Origin of the sequence: Tistrella bauzanensis (assembly GCF_014636235.1) — a bacterium.
GTDB lineage: Bacteria > Pseudomonadota > Alphaproteobacteria > Tistrellales > Tistrellaceae > Tistrella > Tistrella bauzanensis.
In genome coordinates this window covers 121152-142519 of sequence record NZ_BMDZ01000005.1, presented here as the reverse complement: position 1 = coordinate 142519, position 21368 = coordinate 121152, and the positions used below count along the sequence as shown (strand labels likewise).

Below are 21368 nucleotides of genomic sequence, written 5' to 3'. Positions count from 1 at the left end.
GGCCATCAGCGCGCAATCCCGTTGAAACCAACGGAATCATCGCACCGCTCGCACGCTGGGGAAAGTCCGACAGGCTGCTAGGACAGGCCATTGCCGCCCCGTATGGTCCCGGTCGGCGTTGAAGCCGTCTGGCGCATGCGGTACAACCGGGACCGAACCGGGCCCGTCAGTGGCGGGCAGTCCGGATGGTGTTTTCTGCCCATGGGCCGGCTTCGGCCGGCACAAGGGCTCGATCGGGGTGGCAGATGGCTTCCTATCAGTACGTCTATATGATGCGCGGCCTGAACAAGGCCTATCCCGGCGGCCGTCAGGTCGTGAAGGATGTGACCCTCTCATTCCTGCCGGGCGCCAAGATCGGCGTGCTCGGCGTGAACGGCTCGGGCAAGTCCACCCTGCTGAAGATCATGGCGGGGCAGGACACTGATTATACCGGCGAGGCCTGGGCGGCCGAGGGGCTGAAGGTCGGCCTGCTGTCGCAGGAGCCGCAGCTCGACGCCTCGAAGTCGGTGCTGGAAAACATCATGGATGGTGTCCGGTCGGTCAAGGATCTGCTGGACAAGTTCGAGGCGGTCAGCGCGAAGTTCGCCGAGATCGAAGACCCTGACGAGATGGACGCGCTGATCAACGAGCAGTCCGAGCTTCAGGAAAAGATCGAGGCGGTCAATGGCTGGGACATCGACCGGACGGTCGAGATCGCCATGGATGCGCTGCGCTGCCCGCCGGCCGAGAGCGACGTGACCACGCTGTCGGGTGGTGAGCGTCGCCGCGTGGCCCTGTGCCAGCTGCTGCTGTCGAAGCCCGACATGCTGCTGCTCGACGAGCCGACCAACCATCTGGACGCGGAATCGGTCGCGTGGCTGGAGCGGTTCCTGCACGATTATCCGGGCACCGTGGTGGCGGTCACCCATGATCGTTACTTCCTCGACAACGTCGCCGGCTGGATTCTGGAGCTGGATCGCGGCCGCGCGCTGCCGTTCGAAGGCAATTACTCGGCCTGGCTTGAGCACAAGTCGAAGCGGCTCGCCCAGGAAGAGAAGGAAGAAAGCTCCCGCCAGAAGACCCTCAAGCAGGAGCTGGAATGGGTTCGGTCCTCGCCCTCCGCCCGGCGCACCAAGTCGAAGGCCCGTCTTGCCGCCTATGAACGGCTGCTGGAACAGGATCGCGAGCGCGTCACCGATGCGGCGCAGATCGTCATCCCGGCCGGGCCGCGTCTTGGCAATGTGGTGGTCGAGGCCGAGCACGTCTCGAAGGGCTTCGGTGAGCGGCTGCTGATCGACGATCTGAACTTCCGCATCCCGCCCGGCGCGCTGGTGGGTGTGATCGGCCCGAACGGTGCCGGCAAGTCGACGCTGTTCAAGATGATCACCGGCGCCGAAACGCCGGATACCGGCAGCTTCCGCGTCGGCGAGACGGTCAAGCTCGCCTATGTCGATCAGAGCCGCGACGCGCTCGACCCCAACAAGACCGTCTGGGAGGAAATCTCCGGCGGTCATGAAGACATCGTGCTCGGCAAGCGCACGGTGAAGAGCCGGGCCTATTGTGGCGCCTTCAACTTCAAGGGCTCCGACCAGCAGAAGAAGGTCGGCCAGTTGTCGGGCGGTGAGCGCAACCGCGTGCATCTGGCTCGGACCCTGAAGTCGGGCGGCAATCTGATCCTGCTCGACGAGCCGACCAACGATCTGGACGTCGACACCCTGCGGGCGCTGGAAGACGCGCTGCTCGACTTCGGCGGTTCGGCCATCGTCATCAGCCATGATCGCTGGTTCCTCGACCGTATCGCCAGCCATATCCTCGCCTTCGAGGGCGACAGCCATGTCGAATGGTTCGAGGGCAATTTCGAGGCCTATGAAATCGACAAGCGCCGCCGCCTGGGTGACGCCGCCGTCGAGCCGCACCAGATCAAGTACAAGCCGCTGACCCGCGGCTGAACCTGACACGTCGAGCATAGCCGATATGTGATCATCGCCCGCCTCCGGCCATCCGAGGGCGGGTGATTTTCATTTGACCCCTCGGCCGGACACATCAGACACGAAAAACCGGCCGCTCCCCGGGGAACGGCCGGTCTCATGTCGTGGCGCGCCTGTAAAGCCGTGCCTTGTCGGGGTCAGGAATTGCGGGCGGTGGCCTGCTCTGTCCGGCGGTTCAGTTCGGTGACCAGACCGTTGATGCCCGAGCGTTCGATCACCGACGAGAATTCCGAGCGCTGGGTGATGGCCATGCTCACGCCCTCGATGGCGATATCGATGATCTTAGGGGTTGGGCCATCGACCCGGACGCGGAAGTCCAGCGGCACCGGCGGTCCGTCGGGGCGCCACATGCGGCCCGAGACCACGGCCATCCGATCGTCATTGCTGTCAGGCCTCGCACCCGTGGTGGTGAAGGCCTTGGCCTGTCCGGACTGGGCCAGCTTCTGGCTGTAGGTGCCTGCGACATAATCGGAAAACCGGCTGGAATAGGTCGAGACGACATAGGCGTCGAAGGCGTCGCGGAACGCCGCGCGCTGGCTTTCATCGGCCGCGCGCCAATGGCGTCCCAGCACGAAACGCGAGATCCAGTCGAAGTCGAAGCCTTCGTGGAACAGGGCGCGGAAGCGCTCGGTCCGCTGCTCGGCCGACAGGCCCGGCTCGGACAGCGCCGCAATCGCGTTGTTGCCGAACGCCTCGATGGCAGCCGATGCCGCTTCGGGGTTCGCTTGTGCCGAGGCGGCGGTGATGGCCGTCGACCCGATGACAGGCAGGACCGGTATGGCTGCGCCAAGGGCGAGCGCAACGGCGAGCCTGCGAAGGCGGATGGTCATCGTGATGACTCTCCCGGTGTGGCGGCATGGGCCACCGCATGTATGGCCACACGCCCGAACGAGGTGCGCGCTCTTCTATATGGTCCGCGGATCACTCCGCGTCGAGGTCCAGCCGGAAGACGTCGTCATTCTGGCGGCCACTGGTCGTTTTGCCATTGGCGATCAGGTTCAGGCGCCGCTGCCAATAAGCGCTGCGCACCGCCGCATAGAAATCGACCGAACTGCGCTGCAGATCGTCGAGCGCCTCGATTGCGCCTTCGCGGGCGACGATGCCGTTGGCGATGGCCAGGCCCAGCATGACGTCGCTGTCGTCGATGGCATAGCTGACCGGATCGGCAAAGGAACTGGCACCACGGCCGACCGTGTGCCGCAGGGTCGAGGGACCAAGGATCGGCAGAACGATATAAGGTCCGGGGCCGATGCCCCAGACCGCGAAGGTCTGGTCGAAATCCTCGTCATGCGCGGGTGGCATGCCGGCATCGGATGCCACATCGATCAGGCCGCCGACGCCGGCGATGCTGTTCAGCATGAAACGGCCGGCGGTATCGGCGGCGCGCTGGGGCTCGCCCTGTGCCACATCGTTGATGAACACCAGCGGCAGCGACAGGTTGACCAGGAAGTTGCCGATGACGGTGCGGATCGGGGGCGGCACCATCTGGCGATAGAGCAGGGCGACCGGCTTGATGATCAGCCCGTCGACGAACGTATTGGCCGAAAACACCGCCCGGTTCAAGGGTTCCAGCGGGTCCGACAGCTCAACCGGCTGGGCGGCGGGGCCAGTGGTCGCCACCGGCGCATCGCTACCGGCCGTGGCGCAGGCCTGCAGCATCAGGGCCGCCGCGACGGCGATGCCTGCCCGCCGGATTGTTCGGTCACTCCGTGCCGACGTGCCGACAGGCGCCGCATTTCGGACAGATACACCGGTTTCAGTGACCAAAGGTTCAAACTCCGCCCGGCTTGCGTCTGTGGCCATACGCTGCTGTCCTCCGTGTCCACGGCCCGCCCCTGGTGCCGCGTGCATTCATCCCCTGGAAAATACAAGGGACACGATGACCTATCATAATCGGTTGTTCCAGACCACGGAAAAGCCGCTTGCCCCCGTGGCCCGGGGGTATGGCGGTTGTGCCGCGCTGCCGGCTTGCAACAGGCCGCCAAAAGATATAAAGATATGTTTATGTCTTCCAGGGGGAATGTGACGGTATGATGGGTATGGTGGCCGGTGAAACTCTGTCGGGCAGGGGGGACATGGTCGGTGTCGCGGCCATGGATACGCTGCTCGACGGGCTGAAGGCCGCGGCCGAGCCGACACGTCTCAGGCTGCTGGCGCTTCTGGCCCATGGCGAGTTGACGGTGACCGAGCTGACCCAGATTCTGGGCCAGAGCCAGCCACGCGTCTCGCGCCATCTGAAGCTGATGTGCGAGGCGGGGCTGCTCGACCGGATTCCGGAAGGCGCCTGGGTGTTCTATCGCCTGGCACGCGAAGGGGCCGCCGCCGGGCTCGCCCGCCGCCTGGTGGAACTGTTGCCGAGCGATGATGCGGCTCTGGCTGTGGATGCCGGCCGTCTGAAGCGGGTGAAGGAAGATCGCGCGCGTCAGGCCGAAGCCTATTTTCGCGCCAATGCCGCCGAATGGCGCCGGATACGGTCGCTGCACGTTCCGGAGGCGCAGGTCGAGGCGGCCTTGAAGACCCTGATCGGCGGCTTCGCACCCCGCAGCCTGCTGGATATCGGCACCGGCACCGGCCGCGTGCTCGATCTTCTGGGGCCGCTGGTGGAATTCGGTCTGGGCGTCGACCGGTCACGGGAAATGCTGGCGGTGGCGCGCGAACAGTTGGCGGCATCGCGGCTGGATCATTGCCAGGTGCGGCTGGGGGATCTGAACCAGCTTCCAGTGGCCGATGCCGCCTTCGACGCCGTGATCGTGCATCAGGTGCTGCATTATCTGGACGATCCGGGACATGCGCTGGCCGAGGCGGCGCGGGTGTTGCGGCCGGGTGGCGTGATGGTGCTGGTCGATTTCGCGGCCCACGCCCTTGAAGACCTGCGACGGGATCATGCCCATCGCCGGCTGGGATTTTCAGATGCCGAGGTGAAGGACTGGCTGATCGGCGCGGGGCTGGTGCCATTGCCGCCGGAACGGCTGCCGGGCGATCCGCTGACCGTGGTGTTGTGGCCGGCCACGCGGCCGGCCGTCGGCCATGGCGGCGCCTGAGACGAGACGATATCGCGAACAGAAGCACCCGGACCACGAACCGGGGCCGGATCGAGATCATTGGGGAGAGGGTGTGATGACGGTGACCAGCGACAGGCGCGCATTCGTGCCGGCGGCACTCTGGGACCAGCCGGCACCAGTGCCGGAGCTTGGGGTCTCGTTCGAGTTCTTTCCGCCGCGCGGGGCACAAGGAGAGGCGCGGTTGTGGGAAACGGTGGAACGGCTGGCGGCCTATGCGCCCGATTTCGTGTCGGTGACCTATGGCGCCGGCGGCTCCACCCGCGATAAGACCCACGACACCGTGGTGCGGATGCGCGACGAATTCGGTCTGGATGCTGCCGCTCATCTGACCTGTGTCGATGCGGCAAAGCGTGATGTGATGGCGGTGGCCGACGCCTATGACGCGGCCGGCATCAACCATATCGTGGCGCTGCGCGGCGATCCGCCCCAGGGCGGCGGTGCCTATGTGCCCCATCCCGAAGGCTTTGCCTTCGCGGTCGATCTGGTGCGGGCGCTGGCGGCCCGCGGCGGGTTCGAGATCAGCGTCGCGGCCTATCCCGAGGTTCATCCCCACGCGTTGAACCCTGATGCCGATCTGGACAATCTGAAGGCCAAGCTGGACGCCGGCGCCACCCGCGCGATCACCCAGTATTTCTTCGATCCGGCGGCGTATCTGCGGTTCCGCGACCGGGCGGCGGCGGCGGGTATCACTCGGCCGATCCTGGCCGGATTGATGCCGGTGCTGGGTTTTGCCCAGATCCGGCGGTTTTCGGCGGCCTGTGGTGCCGGCATTCCGGACTGGATGATCCGGCTGTATGATGGCGCCGAGGATGACGAGGCCACGCATCAGGCGGTGTCGGCGATGCTGCTGGCGGAACAGGCGCGGCTGCTGGCGGCCGAAGGCTGCCACGATCTGCATTTCTATACGCTGAACAAGGCCGATCTCACCATCGCCGCCTGCCATCTGCTGGGCATCCGGCCGCGACGGGCGGCGGCGGATGGCAGGTCGGTGGAATCGGCCGCCGCCGCCGGCTGACCCGGCCATCCGGCATCACGATCATTTCCAGACCCCAGCGCGATCGAGGCAAGATGTCACGGCTTCTCGACTTTCTAGGCTCCAACGTCCTGCTGCTCGATGGCGGCATGGGCAGCCAGCTTCAGGCGCGTGATCTAAGCGTCGACGGCGATTACTGGGGCAATGAAAACTGCTCCGAAATCCTCAATCTCAGCCGCCCGGATATCATCCGCGACATCCACACCGCCTATTTCGAGGCAGGGGCCGATGCGGTCGAGACCAACACCTTCGGCGGGTCTCCGATCACGCTTGGCGAATTCGACCTCACCGACCGGGCGTTCGAGATCAATGTCCGGGCCTGCGAGCTGGCGCATGAGGCGGCGGAGCGGTTCAAGGGCGATGGCCGCGAACGCTTCGTCATCGGCTCGATCGGGCCGGGCACGCGTCTGCCGACCCTGGGCCATATCGATTATGACCGCCTTGAAGCGGCGCTTGCCGTGCAGGCAAGGGGCCTGATCGCCGGCCGGGCCGATGCCTTCCTGATCGAGACCTGCCAGGATCCGCTGCAGATCAAGGCGGCGGTGAACGGGGTCAAGATCGCCCGAGCCGAGGCCGGCGTCGACCTGCCGATCATGGTGCAGGTGACGGTGGAAACCGTGGGTACCCTGCTGGTCGGCACCGATATCGCGGCGGCGACCGCCATCATCGATGCGCTGGATGTGGACGTGATGGGGCTGAACTGCGCCACCGGTCCGCAGGAAATGCAGGAACATGTCCGCTATCTGGCCCAGACCTGGCGGCGGCGGATTTCGGTACTGCCCAATGCCGGCCTGCCGGAACTGGTCGACGGTGCGACCCATTATCCGCTGGGCGCGCGTGAACTGGCGCAGTGGCTGGAACGCTTCATTGCCGAGGACGGCATCGACATCGTCGGCGGCTGCTGCGGCACCGACCATACCCACATCGCCGCCATCGACCAGATGCTGCGGCGGCGTGGCGGCGCGCGGCATCGGCCGGCGCCGGTGAAGCGCGATGTCCATTGGGTGCCGGGTGTGGCCTCGCTGTTCGGATTCGTGCCGTATTTCCAGGAAAACGCCTATTTCTCGATCGGTGAGCGTTGCAACGCCAACGGTTCGAAGAAATTCCGCGAGATGCAGGATGCCGGCAACTGGGATGGCTGCACGGCCATGGCGCGCGAGCAGGTGAAGGAAGGCTCGAATGCCATCGACCTCTGCGCGGCCTTTACCGGCCGCAACGAGATCGCCGACATGACCGCGCTGACCACGGCGATGCGGGGCGCGGTTTCGGCGCCGCTGGTGATCGATTCCACCGAGCTCAACGTCATCGAGACCACGCTGAAGCTCTATGGCGGCAAGCCGATCATCAACTCGATCAATTTCGAGGATGGCGAGGCGCCGGCACGGGCGCGCCTGGAGCTGGCGCGCAAATTCGGCGCCGCCATGGTGGCGCTGACCATCGACGAAGAGGGCATGGCCAAGACGGTGGATCGCAAACTGGCGATCGCCGAACGGCTCTATGCGCTGGCGGTGGATGAATACGGCCTGGCGCCCGAGGATCTGCTGTTCGACCCGCTGACCTTCACCATCGCCACCGGCAATGAGGACGACCGCAAGCTGGGCGTCCAGACGCTTGAGGGTATCCGGCTGATCCGCGAACGGTTCCCGCGCTGCCAGATCATCCTGGGCCTGTCGAACATCTCGTTCGGCCTGAAGGCGGCGGCCCGCCATGTGCTGAACTCGGTGTTCCTGGACCATGCGCTCAAGGCCGGGATGAGCGGTGCCATCGTGCATCTGTCGAAGCTGATGCCGCTGCACAAGATCCCTGAGAACGAGGTGAAGATCGCCGAGGATCTGATCTTCGATCGCCGGGCCAAGGACTATGACCCGCTGATGGAATTCATGGCGCTGTTCGCCGACCGCAAGGTCGAGACGGCCGCAACCCGCGTGCGGCCCGACACAGTGGAGGAGCGGCTGAAATTCCGGATCATCGATGGCGACCGCGAGGGGCTGGGCGCCGATCTGGACGAGGCGATGGCCAGGATGCCGCCGCTTGAGATCATCAACACCGTGCTGCTCGACGGCATGAAGGTGGTGGGCGAGCTGTTCGGCTCGGGCAAGATGCAGCTACCCTTCGTGCTTCAGTCGGCCGAGACCATGAAGGCTGCGGTCGCCTGGCTTGAACCGCATATGGAAAAGGTCGACGGCGAGGAGAAGGCCACCATCGTGCTCGCAACCGTCAAGGGCGACGTGCACGACATCGGCAAGAACCTGGTCGACATCATCCTGACCAATAACGGCTATCGGGTCATCAATCTGGGCATCAAGCAGCCGGTGGCGTCGATCATCCAGGCCGCACGCGAGAACAGGGCCGATGCGGTGGGCATGTCGGGCCTGCTGGTCAAGTCGACCGTGATCATGCGCGAGAACCTTGAGGAAATGACCCGCGAAGGGATGGACGTGCCGGTACTGCTGGGTGGCGCCGCCCTGACCCGGAAATATGTCGAGGAAGACTGTGTCGCCGCCTATGGCGCCCAGCGTGTTGCCTATGCCCGCGACGCCTTCGACGGCCTGTCGCTGATGAACGCCGTGGTCGACGGCAGGTTCGATGACGCGCTGGCCGAGGCGAAGCGCAAACGCGAGGCCCGGCCGTCGACCAGCCGTGGCCCGAAGAAGCGGGCATCGAGCGACGAAGAGCTGAAGGCGATGCTCGACCGGCCGGTCGATTTCGACGAGGTGCGCATCCGCCGCTCGGAACTGCATGCCGATGTCGAGGTTGCCGAGCCGCCATTCTGGGGCGCGCGGGTGATCGAGCATGTGTCGCTGAAATCGGTGGTGCCGTATCTGAACGAGACCATGCTGTTCCAGTTCCACTGGGGCTATAAGCGCGCCGGCCGCAAACCGGCCGAGTTCGAGGCTTATGTGAAGCAGGAGCTGTGGCCGAAGCTCGAAGCCCTGCTGAAGACCTGCGCCAAGGAGAAGATCCTCGATCCGCAGGCCGCCTATGGCTATTGGAAGGCGGCGGGCGAGGGCAATGATCTGGTGCTGTTCCAGCCCGACGGCACCACCGAACTGGCCCGCTTCCGGCTGCCGCGCCAGGATCGCGAGGGCGGCTTGTGTCTGGCCGATTTCGTCCGCGACATATCGGACCCGGTGCGCGACGTGGTCGGGCTTCAGGTGGTGACGGTGGGGCAGCATGCCTCCGATGTGGCGCGGGAATGGTTCGCCGCCGACCGCTATCAGGATTATCTGTATCTGCACGGCCTGGGCGTGGAAGTGGCCGAGGCGATGGCCGAATACGTCCACAAACGCATCCGCGCCGAACTGGGCTTCGCGGCCGAGGATGCCCGCGAGATCGACCGGATGCTGAAGCAGGGCTATCGCGGTTCCCGCTACAGCTTCGGCTATCCGGCCTGCCCGAACCTGGCCGATCAGCGCAGGCTGCTGGACTTGCTGGGGGCCGAGCGGATCGGCGTGGTGATGGGGGATGAGGACCAGTTGCATCCCGAACAGTCGACATCGGCGATCGTGCTGTTGCACCCGCAGGCGAAATACTTCTCGGTCTGACCGCGCCGGCCGCCCGCGGCGACGCCACCCACCCGGCATCCTGCGATCATGATCGAAGCGGATGCCGGGTGTTTTGTCCCGTGAAGCAGCTTGTGGTTGAAGAAGCCGGTGCGTGATCCGTGACCGTCCGGCGCAGGCTTTCTGCGACGGATCGATCTAACGTCATGAATCGGGCGTTGAACCCTGCCGCCGATCGGGCGATAAGTGCTGTGGGGGCCTTGGCCGGCGATCGGCCGTCATCGGCGGCGGAGGGGCGCCGGAATGCCCGCGCGGTGACAGGCGGCACGCGCTGCCGATATGGGTGCCGGATCGCGGTGCAGCGCGGCAGGATGCAGTGCCGTATGGAACGGTGTTCCAACAAATCGCGTGCTTGGCAAATAAAGTTACTTGAGGCAAGGATGCCTGCCTCATAATATTGCTGCGCCGCAGCGCTGACCGCGTTGCGCACCGCAGCGACAGAACGAGGGCCGGAGAGACCATGAGGATCGCAGTTCCGAGGGAGACCCGTGCGCATGAGAGGCGCGTCGCGGCGACCCCCGAGACGGTCAAGAAATATCGCGAACTCGGATGTGAGGTCGTGGTAGAGACCGGTGCCGGGCTTGGCGCCGCCATCACCGACGATGCCTTCAAGGCCGCCGGGGCCGAGATCGCCGCCAGTGCGGCCGAGACCGTGGCCGGCGCGACGCTGGTGTTGAAGGTGCAGGCCCCCGATGCGGGGACGGAAACCGAGGCGCTGCCCGCGGGCGCCGCCCTGGTCGCCATGCTGAGCCCTTATGCCAATCGCGAACTGGTGCAGCGGCTGGCTGCGGCCAACGTCACCGCCTTCGCCATGGAACTGGTGCCGCGGATCACCCGTGCCCAGTCGATGGATGTGCTGTCGTCGCAGAGCAATCTGGCCGGCTATCGCGCGGTGATCGATGCCGCGGCCGAGTTCGGCCGTGCCATGCCGATGATGATGACCGCGGCCGGGACCGTGCCGCCGGCGCGTGTTCTGGTGCTGGGCGCCGGCGTCGCGGGCCTTCAGGCGATCGCCACCGCCCGGCGTCTGGGTGGTGTGGTGTCGGCCTTCGACGTGCGTCCGGCGGTGAAGGAGCAGGTGGAAAGCCTTGGCGCCTCGTTCGTGGAAGTGCCGAATGACGAGGCCGCAACCGCCGAGACCAAGGGCGGCTATGCCCGCGAGATGAGCGACGCCTATAAGGCGCGTCAGGCGCAGGTGCTGGCCGATCATGTCAAGAAGATCGACATGATCATCACCACCGCCCAGATCCCCGGCAAGCCGGCCCCGATTCTGATCACCGAAGAGATGGTCCAGGCCATGAAGCCGGGCTCGGTGATCGTCGATCTGGCGTCCGAGACCGGGGGCAACTGCGCGCTGACCCGCCATGGCGAGATCGTCGAGGTTCATGGCGTGCGGATCGTGGCCTTCCCGAACGTGCCGAGCCGGGTGGCGGTGAACGCGACCCAGCTTTATGCCAAGAACCTGCTGACCTTCGTGACGCTGCTGGTCGACAAGGAGACCAAGGCGCTCAAGGTCGATACCGCGGACGAGATCATCGCCGGGACATTGCTGACCCGTGATGGCGCCGTGGTGCATCCGAACTTCAAGGAGGGCGAGTGATGAGCGCGCTCGACCAGCTTCAGTCCGCAGCCGATGCCAATGTCGAGGCGGCGAATGCCAGCCTCGATGCCGCGCGTCAGGCGCAGGCCGAAATCGCCCGCCTCGCCGTCGACGGTGCCGCCGCCCATGGTGGCGTCGATCCGCTGGTGCTGGGCCTGACCGTGTTCGTGCTGGCGATCTTCGTCGGCTATTACGTGGTCTGGAAGGTGACGCCGGCGCTGCACACCCCGCTGATGGCGGTGACCAACGCGATTTCCGGCATCATCGTGGTCGGCGCGATCATCGCCGCCGGCCCGTCGACCTTCGGCTTCGCCACCGTCATGGGCTTCCTGGCGGTGACACTGGCCTCGGTCAACATCTTCGGCGGCTTTGTGGTGACCAACCGCATGCTCCAGATGTTCAAGAAGAAGCAGTGAGGACGGGATCGTGAACGCAAATCTTTCCTCCCTGCTGTATCTGGTTGCGGCCATCTGCTTCATCATGGCGCTGAAGGGGCTGTCGTCTCCGGTCAGCGCCCGCAATGGCAACCGGACCGGCATCGCCGGCATGGCGCTGGCCGTTCTGGTCACGCTGTTCCAGCCCGGCGTCGAGAATTACTGGCTGATCGTGATCGGCGTGATCATCGGTGGCGGCATCGGCACCGTGATCGCGCTGCGCATCCAGATGACGGCCATGCCGCAGCTCGTCGCGGCCTTCCACAGCCTGGTGGGTCTGGCCGCGGTGTTCGTGGCCGCCGCCGCTTACTATGCGCCGGAAGCCTATGGCATCGGCACGGTCGGCGCCATCCATGCCAACAGCCTGATCGAACTCAGCCTGGGTTCGGCCATCGGCGCCATCACCTTCACCGGCTCGATCATCGCCTTCGGCAAGCTGCAGGGCATCTTCAAATCGGCACCGGTGCGCTTCCCGATGCAGCATTGGGTCAATCTGGCGCTGGGTGTGGCGGTCATCGCGCTGATCGTGGTGTTCTTCCTGACCGAGTCGCCGGTGGCGTTCTGGCTGCTGACCCTGATCGCGCTGGCCCTCGGCATTCTGCTGATCATCCCGATCGGCGGCGCCGATATGCCGGTGGTCGTGTCGATGCTGAACAGCTATTCGGGCTGGGCGGCGGCCGGTATCGGCTTCACACTTGAAAACCATCTGCTGATCATCACCGGCGCGCTGGTCGGTTCCAGCGGCGCGATCCTGTCCTACATCATGTGCAAGGGCATGAACCGCTCGTTCGTCAACGTGATCCTCGGCGGCTTCGGCACCGATGGCAGCACGGCGGCGGCGGGTGGTGCCGATCTGGGCGACCGGACCGTGCGCCAGGGCAGCGCCGACGATGCCGCTTTCATCATGAAGAACGCCTCGTCGGTGATCATCGTTCCCGGTTACGGCATGGCCGTGGCGCAGGCCCAGCATGCGCTGAAGGAAATGGCCGACCAGTTGGAAAAGGCCGGCGTCAAGGTGCGCTATGCCATTCATCCGGTGGCGGGCCGTATGCCCGGGCATATGAACGTGCTGCTGGCCGAGGCCAATGTGCCCTATGACGCGGTGTTCGAGCTGGAAGACATCAACCGCGACTTCGCCTCCACCGATGTGGCTTTCGTCATCGGCGCCAACGACGTGACCAACCCGGCCGCCAAGACCGATCCGACCAGCCCGATCTATGGCATGCCGATCCTGGATGTCGAGCGGGCGGGCACGGTGCTGTTCATCAAGCGCAGCCTGGCCTCGGGCTATGCCGGCGTCGAGAACGAGCTGTTCTATCGCAACAACACCATGATGCTGTTCGGTGACGCCAAGAAGATGACCGAGGGCATCGTCAAGGCGATCGAGCACGCCTGATCCAGCGGCGGCGCATCCACGGTTCAACACAAAAGCAGCGCGGCTCCGGGAAACCGGGGCCGCGCTGTCTCGTTGGGGCAGGTCGTCTTCTGGTCGTCTGCCGGTCGTTCAGCCGCGCCGCCGCCATCCGGCAAGGCTGTGGGTCTTGTGGCCGGCGCCGGGGCCGGGCATGGCGGTCACCTCGCGCGGGTCCAGCGCCCGGCCGTCTTCCGACCGCACCGCCATCGTCTGGACCGGTCGCCCGGTCGCGGTTTCGACGAGGGTCAGGCGGGGGCCATCGGGGCTGGCATCCCAGGTCTCACCCCAGTGCAGCAGCGCCACCAGCACCGGATACAGATCGCGCCCCTTCGCCGTCAGCCGGTATTCGAACGACCGGCCATCGGTGGGCGAGGCGCGCTTTTCCAGGATGCCGGCGGTGGTGAGCAGCTTCAGCCGTGCCGCCAGCACACTGGACGACATCCCCAGATGCGCCTGAAAGGCATCGAAGGTGCGCATGCCATTGAAGGCATTGCGCAGGATCAGCACGGCATGGGCGGTGCCCACGACGTCCAGCGCCCGCGCGATGCTGCACTCCATCTGATCCAGTGCGATCCGGTTCATGCGCGCCGCCATTCGCCTCCGTCAGCCGTTCAGCGCGCGACCATGCCCGCGAGCCGGGCGTTGATCAGGCTTTCGGCTTCCGACATGATCCGGTCGATCAGCTCCTGGCAGCTCGGCACGTCGTGGATCAGCCCGGCGACCATGCCGCAGCTCCAGGCGCCGGCATCCATGTCGCCGTCGATCATCACCTTCGGATAGACGCCCGCCACGAGATCATGGATGTCGTCGATCTTGAGATCTGGGCCTTTTTCGCGCTCGATCTCGACGATCCGGTCGACGGCGGGGTTGGCCAGCACGCGTTCGGTGTTGGTCAGCCGGCGCATGATCAGCCGGGTATCGAGTTCCGAGGCGGCGACGATCGCCTGTTTCACGTTCTCGTGCACCGGGGCTTCTTTGGTGGCGATGAAGCGGGTGCCCATGTTCATGCCGTCGGCGCCCAACGCCAGCGCCGCCACCAGGCTGCGGGCATCGGCCATGCCGCCCGATGCCACGAAGGGAATGGTCAGCTCCTCGGCCGCGCGGGGCAGCAGGATCATGTTCGGGATGTCGTCCTCACCCGGATGACCGCCGCATTCGAAGCCGTCGACGCTCACCGCGTCGCAGCCGATCTTCTCGGCCTTCAGCGCATGGCGCACCGAGGTGCATTTGTGGATCACCTTGATGCCCGCTTCCTTCAGCGCCGGCATATAGGCCTGCGGGCTGCGGCCGGCGGTCTCGACGATGGTGACGCCACCCTCGATGATCGCGCGGATGTATTCAGGATAGGGCGGCGAGGCGAAGGTCGGCAGAAAGGTCAGGTTGACGCCGATCGGCTGGTCGGTCATCTCACGGGCGCGGGCAATCTCGCGGGCCAGAAGCTCGGGCGTCTTCTGGGTCAGGCCGGTGATGATGCCAAGCCCGCCGGCATTCGATACGGCGGCGGCAAGCTCGGCAAAGCCCACATAATGCATGCCGCCCTGGATGATCGGATGCCGGATGCCCAGCAGCTCGGTGATGCGCGTCTTCATGAAGCGTTCCTGCCTTCCCTCAGATGTCGCGGCTTGTCGCCGCTGACGATATGACTTCGGGAAACGAAGCTATCCTGCTTCGCCCAGGCGTGCAATCGGCTGTGGTGCCTCTCGGGTGGCGCGGATCATCAGATCGCGCCAGTCGCTCATCGGTCGCACCGGCGCATCGGCGGCAAGCATCAGCCCCGGCGTCATGCCTTCGGCCATGAACGCGCGGATCAGCGACCGGTCGCGGCTGATGACATGGATCGGCACCGATCGCGGCGCGCCGGCCGGCGTCACCAGCGGCGGCTGATGGTCGCCGACCACGATCAGCAGGGCATCCTTGGGCATGCGCTCGGTCGCCCAGCGCCCGACCAGCGCCAGGGTATAGTCCAACGCATTGGCATAGCGTTCGGCCCAGTCGGTGGTTGCCGCCGGAAACGGCTGTGCCGCGGGCGGGGGCGCGGTTCCGAAGACAGTGCCGTGATCGGTGCCGGCCATCGCCCAGTCACCGAGCAGCGGCGGCAGCGGCCCCCAGGGATGATGGCTGGTGATCATGGCGAATTCCAGGAACAGCGGCTGGCGCCGGCCGGAGGGCGGCGCCTGTTCCTCGGCCACGAACCGGTCCAGGCTGAACTGGTCGGGCACCGTCGGCCAGCCGAAGGCCGGGCCGCGATAGTCCAGCGCCGCCGCATCCAGCACCCGGTCATAGCCGAACAGCGCCGCTTCCGGCCAGACCTGCCGGATGGCGGGCATCAGGGCCACGCTCCGCCAGCCGGCCCGGTTGAACAGGTCGACGAGCGTGGTCCGGCCGGCGGTCAGGGCATAGTCATAGGCCGGCTGACGATCCAGCGTCAGCCCTGAAAGCAGCGTGCCATGGGCAAGCCAGGACTGGCCGCCCACCACGGGGCTGTCCAGCCAGGCACTGGCGACCGTGAAACCGGCAGCCTTCAGCACCCGATCCAGATCATTCAGCCTGTGGCCGATGGTGGCCGCGATCCGCGGGTCGTGCTGCGCCGACCAGCCATAGCTTTCCATGAAGAACAGGTGCACGTCATGGCCACGCAGCCGCGGGAACAGGGCCGGTCCCGGCAGGATGGCGGCCGGATCGTCGGCGATCGCGGCGGCAAGCTCGGCATCGATGCGGGCGCGCTGGCCCAGGTGATCGGCCTGAACTGCGGCCAGCCGCAGGGCGCCTGCCCCCACCGGACCGCCACCCCGGCCGGCGGCGAGCAGCGCCATGTCGCCGGCCAGCACCAGCCCCAGCAGGCATACCGCCACCGCCCGCCGGCGCGGCCCGGACAGCGACCGGCGCGCCAGATCCTGGCCGCGCCGGGCCAGCACATAGACCAGCATGGCCGGCAGCAGCCATAAGGCCAGCACCAGGGCCAGCCGCATCGGGTCGCCTGCCAGCACATCCCACAGGGCCGGCAGCAGGAACAGGTCGCGGCCCAGATCGAGCGGCCGGCCGGCGGCGGCATGGGCGACCAGATCGGCGCCGCGCAGCAGCACCAGCGCCGATAAGCCCAGCGCCGCCAGTTTCAGCAGCAGATCGGGCAGCCAGCGTTCCGACCGGGCCGGGCTGCGGTTGAGCCCGCTGCCGCGGTTGACCGGAAAGGCGCCGGGCAGCACCAGCGCCAGCAGGATGACGGCCGCGACTTCGATCGACAGCCGTAGATGCGGCATCGACAGCCAGTCCGACGGGCGCGCCGGCAGGTTGACCAGCAATCCGGCGGCCACCCAGATCAGCAACAGCATCAGCAGGCCGTGGCGCGGCCGGTGTTGTGGTGAGGGCACGCGTGGACGGCGCGCACCGGCGGGCCGGCTGGAAACGGGCTGAGCTGTGGGCACCTGGGGCGCAATCCGGCTGCACGGGGTGGACTGTGGGGCGGGCGCGCGGCAGCAAAGCCGGGCGGCCGCGGACGACCTCGGACCACGTGTCGTCCGGCTGTCAGCATAGGGCAATGCCTTCGATCCCTGAAAGATCAAGCCTGATCCTCTTCCGGCGCCCGGTCGATCAGCGGCCCAAGGCAGGCGAGCAGCCGGTCGGTCGCATCCGTCCAGTCGGCCTGCGGTGCGGCAAGCAGGCGACCATAGATCTGGAGCATGCCGGCGAATGAAGCCCGGCCCTGGCAGCCTTCGGCAGGCCGGGCCAGGGTGTTCAGGGTGGGGCCGATCGCATCCAGCAGCGCTGTTTCGGCCGCGATTTCGGCCACGAGCAGGTGGTCGCCGATCGCACGCGCGCGGCCGGCATCGACGGCACCTCCTGCCGGCGCCGGGCCACGGAGCTGCCGCCGCAGCGTGCGCAGCGGCCGCACCACCTGCGCCCGCCATCCGGCCAGCGCATCATCCAGCGCCGCCACGCCGTGGCGATCGAGCTGCCGGCCCGTCGCTGCGGCATGATGCAGCATCAGGATCAGCGGCACGTCGGCGCCGAAGCGATCCTGCACCGCCAGACACACCGGTGCCGCGCAGGGGCGGGCATAGACCGCATGGGCATGGGCGGCAATCGGCGTGCGCGGTGCCGTCAGGTCGGTGGCGGGGCTGGGCATGGCGGGCGTGTTCCGGCAAAGTCTGTGGGGGCGGTCAGTATACATGCCCCCGGGGTATCCGTATAATCCGCGGCTCTTCGCTCCACCGCTCTGCCCCCGGGGCCACCTTTGCCAAGGACATGCAGCCTGATGACCGAAAAGATGACCTCCACCCGTGCCGAGGCCGCTCCCCAATCGGAAACCGGCGCACCCGTGGTCGGCATCGTGATGGGCAGCCAGTCCGACTGGGCGACGATGTGCCATGCCGCCCGGCTGCTGGAACGCTTCGGCGTGCCGCATGAGGTCCGGATCGTCTCGGCCCACCGCACGCCGCAGCGCATGGCCGATTATGCCGCGACCGCGCGTGCACGCGGGCTTCAGGTGATCATCGCCGGTGCCGGTGGCGCCGCCCATCTGCCGGGGATGATCGCCGCCCAGACCAGTGTGCCGGTTCTGGGTGTGCCGGTGCAGAGCCGGGCGCTGAACGGGATGGACAGCCTGTTGTCGATCGTGCAGATGCCCGCCGGCATCCCGGTCGGCACGCTCGCGATCGGCGAGGCCGGCGCCAAGAATGCGGCCCTGCTGGCCACGGCGATCATTGCCAATCACGATCAGGCGGTGTACGCGGCGCTGGAGGCCTTCCGCGCCGAACAGACCGATGGCGTCGCGATCGAGCCGGTCGACGATCCGGCCTGACCGGCCGATTTTTCCGCCGGAACCCGATCTGCCTCCCGCTTCTCTCCGCCCGTCAGCCATGGACCCGCACCGATGACCCAGCCCGCCGCCACCGCCACCGCCCGGCCGTCCCCCCTCAAGCCCGGTTCGGTGATCGGTATCATGGGGGGCGGGCAGTTGGGGCGGATGGCCGCGATGGCGGCGGCACGCATGGGCTATAAGGTCCATATCTATGCGCCGGAGGCGGAAAGCCCGGCGGCCGAGGTGGCCGATGCCCGCACCCGTGCCGCCTGGGACGACGAAGCGGCGCTGGCCGCCTTCGCCGAGGCGGTCGACGTGGTGACCTTCGAATTCGAGAACGTGCCCGCGGCCAGTGTCGCGCGGCTGGCCGGCCGGCGCCCGGTCCGCCCGTCCTGGACCGTGCTGGAAAGCACCCAGGACCGGCTGACCGAGAAGGATCTGGTCAACCGGCTCGGCATCGGCACGGCACCCTATGCCCGCGTCGACGACCTGGACGGGCTGGTGGCGGCGATTGGCGCGCTGGGCCGGCCGGCGATCCTGAAGACCCGCACCCTTGGCTACGATGGCAAAGGGCAGGCGCGGATCGGCGCCGATGGCGACTTCCTGGCGGCAGCCGAGGCGGCCTTCGCCACCATCGCCGGTGCGCCGGCAATCCTGGAGGGCATGGTCGATTTCACCTGCGAAATCTCGGTGATCGTCGCCCGCAGCCCGTCAGGGGCGGTACGCTGTTTCGAGCCGGCCGAGAACAGCCATCGCGACGGCATTCTGCATATCAGCCGGGTGCCGGCGCGGATCAGCCCGGCGATCGCCGCCGAGGCCGAGCGGGTGGCGCGGATGCTGGCCGAGGCCATGGGGCTGGAAGGCCTGCTGGCGGTGGAGATGTTCGTCACCCGCGATGGTCGGGTTCTGGTGAACGAGATGGCGCCGCGGCCGCATAATTCCGGCCACTGGTCGTTCGATGCCGCCGCCACCAGCCAGTTCGAGCAGTTCATCCGCGCGGTGGCCGATCTGCCGCTGGGTGATCCGTCGCGGCTGGTGGATGCCCGGATGGAAAACCTGATCGGCGACGATATCGAGCGCTGGCAGGCGATCCTGGCCGAGCCCAGGGCCAAGCTGCATCTTTACGGCAAGAGCGAGGCCAAGCCGGGGCGCAAGATGGGGCATGTCACCCGGCTTGGCACCGCCGCCGTCACGCCCGTATCCGGGGACGGATCGGGCGCCTGATCAGCGCCCGCGCATCCTGAGCGGGTTGCGCCGCAGAAGACCGCCGCCACCGGGCAGCAGGCGGCGTGGGTCGGGCAGCAGCTTCTCCACCCGCCCGCGCAGCTTCTGGATGCGCATGACATCGGCGATCCGCCGGTCGAGAAACGCCCAGCTGTCGGCGAACCCCTCGCTGCGATCGTCCAGCCAGACCGCCAGGGTGGAACTGTAGACCCCGGCCAGTGTCGCCCGTTTGGTATAGAAGCTGAAATCGGTGGCGGTATCGCCCGCCGCCCACCACATCGCGTCCACCGTCCGGTATAGCGTCTTCAGGCCCAGAGCGGCGTTCTGCGGCAGTGCCAGAATGCCCAGCGCGGTGCGGATCGCTTCGCGATGCAACGCGTTCTGTTCCAGCCGCACCCGGACGGCAGTGCTGATCCGGACCCGCATCGGCATGGTGGCAAGGCCCATCGCCTCAAGCTCCGCGACCATCCGCCGGTCGGCCCAGTCGCAGAAATGCACGATCAGATCCACCCGGCCCCGCGGGAACAGCCGCCGGATGGCCACCGGGTCGAAGCCCGTGGCAATGCCTGCCCGGCGCACGACGTCGTCGGTCCAGCCGTCGAAGGGCAGGTCGGGCAGGGCTGCTTCCAACACCAGGTCGCGATCGCGCAGCACCTGAGGCAACACCGCCTCGGTTGGTTCGGCGCCGGCTTCGGTGTCGGCAGGCAGCGTGTCGCCATCGATCGGGGTAAGTGGCTCGGTCATCAACTAGCTCCCATGGCGGTCGGTTCCGGGCGGTTGGCACGCGCCAGCGCGTCAATCCCGGCCGTTCTGATAGGCGGCGTCGAAAAAAGCCCGTTCGGCCGCAACCGCGCGGCGGAACAGATCCTCTACCCGCGCACGGGCGTCATCATCCAAAGTGGGGCCGACACGGTCGAGTTCCGAGACCAGCCAGCCCACAAAGTCCCGGAAGAACGGGTTGTCGTGCAGGGTGATCCATTCCGCATGCTCGAACCGGTCGGGCAGCCGGCCATCGGCGCGGGCGGCCCAGGTCAGATAGCTCCATTCCGCCACAACCAGCACCGCCAGACAGCAGGGGTAATCGGCTGTCAGCCGGGCCTCGGTCATCAGCGCCTGAAAGGCGGTGGTGGCGGAATGGTCGGGTGTGTCTCGGCGCATGGCCTCCGTCACGCCCAGCGCATCGAATGCGCGCAGGAAATAGTCGTTCTCGTCGCTGGTGACCATCGCCGCGAAGCGGGTGAGCGGAATACGCGCATCGAACCGGTCGGCTGCCGCGATCGCCGCCCCCAGCAGGGCCACGAAACTGTCGACGAACCGGTGATCCTGGATCAGATAGCGGCGCATCACGTCATCGGCGACGGTGCCGGCGATCAGCTCTCCGGTGAAACGATGCGCCACGGCGGCCGACCAGTCGGGCTCGCTCCGATCGCGCAGCCACAGGCTCAGCCGGCCAGTCGCGTCGGTGGCAGGTGCGTCGGTGACTGGTGCGTCGGTGGTGGGGGCGGGTGACATCGGGCGGGGTTCCTCCGATATGATCCTGAGTGATCTGGGTGCAGTCGCCACGCTTGAATGCGCCAGCCCGATCCCATATACTCCCTTTTGAACAAACGCGCACGCCGCCGACAATTCGGGACGGGAAGCCGGAGGGCTCCTCGTGCCGGCTTTCGTTTCTCTGAACGATTGAATCGGTTTGACTTTCGCCAGCCGCCTCTATAGGAAAGGCCGGCCGACGGTCGCCGAATGTTTCGACGGGCGTGTCTGTCGCGGTGTCTCGCGACGGGCCCGGACGATCGATGCGTCCGGACCGGGTTTCAATCGACTGAACAGACGGGTGTAGACTTGGTGCAGGTCATCGTTCGCGACAACAACGTCGACCAGGCGCTTCGTGCGCTTAAGAAGAAGATGCAGCGCGAAGGCATTTTTCGCGAGATGAAGATGCGTCGGCATTACGAAAAGCCGTCGGAGAAGCGCGCCCGTGAGGATGCGGAGGCCATTCGTCGGGCCCGCAAGCTCGCGCTGAAGCGCGCGCAGCGCGAAGGTCTGCTCTAAGCAGCAGGCGCTTGCCGCGCCCGATGGTTTGAGGCGATGCCGGATCGGCCCGATCCCGAAGCGATGCACCGCAGCCAGCCATGACGAAGAACCGCCCTCCGGCCGGAGCGGCGGTTTTTTGTTGTGCCGATCTGCGGCTGACGGGCATATGGTTCGCGGCCGGGTGGTGCTCCGCAACAGGGAGCATATCTGACCGCGCATCCCCGACAGACTGCCCAGACGAG

The 21368-nt window shown here is 66.7% G+C and carries 18 protein-coding genes; 10 read left to right on the top strand and 8 right to left on the bottom strand.

The window, feature by feature from the left end; all coding sequences use genetic code 11:
- Positions 1–245: 245 nt before the first annotated feature.
- Positions 246–1928 carry an energy-dependent translational throttle protein EttA gene (gene ettA, locus IEW15_RS04160; RefSeq protein ID WP_188575197.1) on the top strand — a complete coding sequence of 561 codons (1683 nt, stop codon included), beginning with the start codon at positions 246–248 and terminating at the stop codon, positions 1926–1928.
- Between the two features lie 176 nt (positions 1929–2104).
- Here ettA and IEW15_RS04155 read toward each other — a convergent pair whose 3' ends face one another.
- Together IEW15_RS04155 and IEW15_RS04150 are read right to left on the bottom strand one after the other, a co-directional pair.
- Positions 2105–2797, bottom strand: a complete 693-nt coding sequence (locus IEW15_RS04155; protein WP_188575195.1) for an MlaC/ttg2D family ABC transporter substrate-binding protein — start codon at positions 2795–2797, stop codon at positions 2105–2107.
- Between the two features lie 91 nt (positions 2798–2888).
- Positions 2889–3626: an MlaA family lipoprotein gene (locus IEW15_RS04150; RefSeq protein WP_188575192.1), complete on the bottom strand. Its 738-nt coding sequence runs from the start codon at positions 3624–3626 to the stop codon at positions 2889–2891.
- A 374-nt stretch (positions 3627–4000) separates the two neighbouring features.
- Between IEW15_RS04150 and IEW15_RS04145 the strand changes: the two genes are divergently transcribed.
- From IEW15_RS04145 to IEW15_RS04120, 6 genes are all read left to right on the top strand, one after another.
- Complete coding sequence (locus IEW15_RS04145; RefSeq protein WP_229707809.1) at positions 4001–5008, top strand: ArsR/SmtB family transcription factor; 1008 nt, start codon at positions 4001–4003, stop codon at positions 5006–5008.
- A gap of 76 nt (positions 5009–5084) precedes the next feature.
- A complete protein-coding gene (gene metF, locus IEW15_RS04140) occupies positions 5085–6044 on the top strand; it encodes a methylenetetrahydrofolate reductase [NAD(P)H] (protein WP_188575191.1) in 960 nt (319 codons plus the stop codon).
- Positions 6045–6097: 53 nt separating this feature from the next.
- Positions 6098–9607, top strand: a complete 3510-nt coding sequence (gene metH, locus IEW15_RS04135) for a methionine synthase (RefSeq protein WP_188575189.1) — start codon at positions 6098–6100, stop codon at positions 9605–9607.
- A 478-nt stretch (positions 9608–10085) separates the two neighbouring features.
- Positions 10086–11225 (top strand): Re/Si-specific NAD(P)(+) transhydrogenase subunit alpha, encoded by a 1140-nt coding sequence (locus IEW15_RS04130; RefSeq protein ID WP_188575188.1) that lies wholly within the window; start codon positions 10086–10088, stop codon positions 11223–11225.
- Positions 11225–11641 carry an NAD(P) transhydrogenase subunit alpha gene (locus tag IEW15_RS04125; RefSeq protein WP_188575186.1) on the top strand — a complete coding sequence of 139 codons (417 nt, stop codon included), beginning with the start codon at positions 11225–11227 and terminating at the stop codon, positions 11639–11641. The genes IEW15_RS04130 and IEW15_RS04125 overlap by 1 nt, the downstream gene beginning before the upstream one ends.
- 64 nt (positions 11642–11705) lie before the next feature.
- A complete protein-coding gene (locus tag IEW15_RS04120; RefSeq protein ID WP_372402862.1) occupies positions 11706–13055 on the top strand; it encodes an NAD(P)(+) transhydrogenase (Re/Si-specific) subunit beta in 1350 nt (449 codons plus the stop codon).
- Positions 13056–13163: 108 nt separating this feature from the next.
- Here IEW15_RS04120 and IEW15_RS04115 read toward each other — a convergent pair whose 3' ends face one another.
- From IEW15_RS04115 to IEW15_RS04100, 4 genes are all read right to left on the bottom strand, one after another.
- Complete coding sequence (locus IEW15_RS04115; protein WP_188575182.1) at positions 13164–13655, bottom strand: winged helix-turn-helix transcriptional regulator; 492 nt, start codon at positions 13653–13655, stop codon at positions 13164–13166.
- A gap of 29 nt (positions 13656–13684) precedes the next feature.
- A complete protein-coding gene (locus tag IEW15_RS04110) occupies positions 13685–14662 on the bottom strand; it encodes an NAD(P)H-dependent flavin oxidoreductase (RefSeq protein ID WP_188575180.1) in 978 nt (325 codons plus the stop codon).
- 69 nt (positions 14663–14731) lie between these two features.
- A complete protein-coding gene (locus IEW15_RS04105) occupies positions 14732–16441 on the bottom strand; it encodes an alkaline phosphatase family protein (RefSeq protein WP_188575178.1) in 1710 nt (569 codons plus the stop codon).
- A gap of 188 nt (positions 16442–16629) precedes the next feature.
- Positions 16630–17196, bottom strand: coding sequence for a TIGR02444 family protein (locus tag IEW15_RS04100; protein ID WP_188575176.1), 567 nt, complete (start codon positions 17194–17196; stop codon positions 16630–16632).
- A gap of 129 nt (positions 17197–17325) precedes the next feature.
- On the opposite strand from IEW15_RS04100, the gene purE reads away from it, so the two are divergent.
- Together purE and IEW15_RS04090 are read left to right on the top strand one after the other, a co-directional pair.
- Positions 17326–17871: a 5-(carboxyamino)imidazole ribonucleotide mutase gene (gene purE, locus IEW15_RS04095; RefSeq protein ID WP_229707805.1), complete on the top strand. Its 546-nt coding sequence runs from the start codon at positions 17326–17328 to the stop codon at positions 17869–17871.
- A 72-nt stretch (positions 17872–17943) separates the two neighbouring features.
- Positions 17944–19095 carry a 5-(carboxyamino)imidazole ribonucleotide synthase gene (locus IEW15_RS04090; protein ID WP_188575174.1) on the top strand — a complete coding sequence of 384 codons (1152 nt, stop codon included), beginning with the start codon at positions 17944–17946 and terminating at the stop codon, positions 19093–19095.
- Here the strand turns inward: IEW15_RS04090 and IEW15_RS04085 are convergent, their stop codons facing one another.
- Together IEW15_RS04085 and IEW15_RS04080 are read right to left on the bottom strand one after the other, a co-directional pair.
- Complete coding sequence (locus tag IEW15_RS04085; RefSeq protein ID WP_188575172.1) at positions 19096–19839, bottom strand: COQ9 family protein; 744 nt, start codon at positions 19837–19839, stop codon at positions 19096–19098.
- 51 nt (positions 19840–19890) lie between these two features.
- Complete coding sequence (locus IEW15_RS04080) at positions 19891–20607, bottom strand: TenA family protein (protein ID WP_188575170.1); 717 nt, start codon at positions 20605–20607, stop codon at positions 19891–19893.
- A gap of 330 nt (positions 20608–20937) precedes the next feature.
- Between IEW15_RS04080 and rpsU the strand changes: the two genes are divergently transcribed.
- Positions 20938–21144 (top strand): 30S ribosomal protein S21, encoded by a 207-nt coding sequence (gene rpsU, locus IEW15_RS04075; protein ID WP_188575168.1) that lies wholly within the window; start codon positions 20938–20940, stop codon positions 21142–21144.
- Positions 21145–21368: the final 224 nt, after the last annotated feature.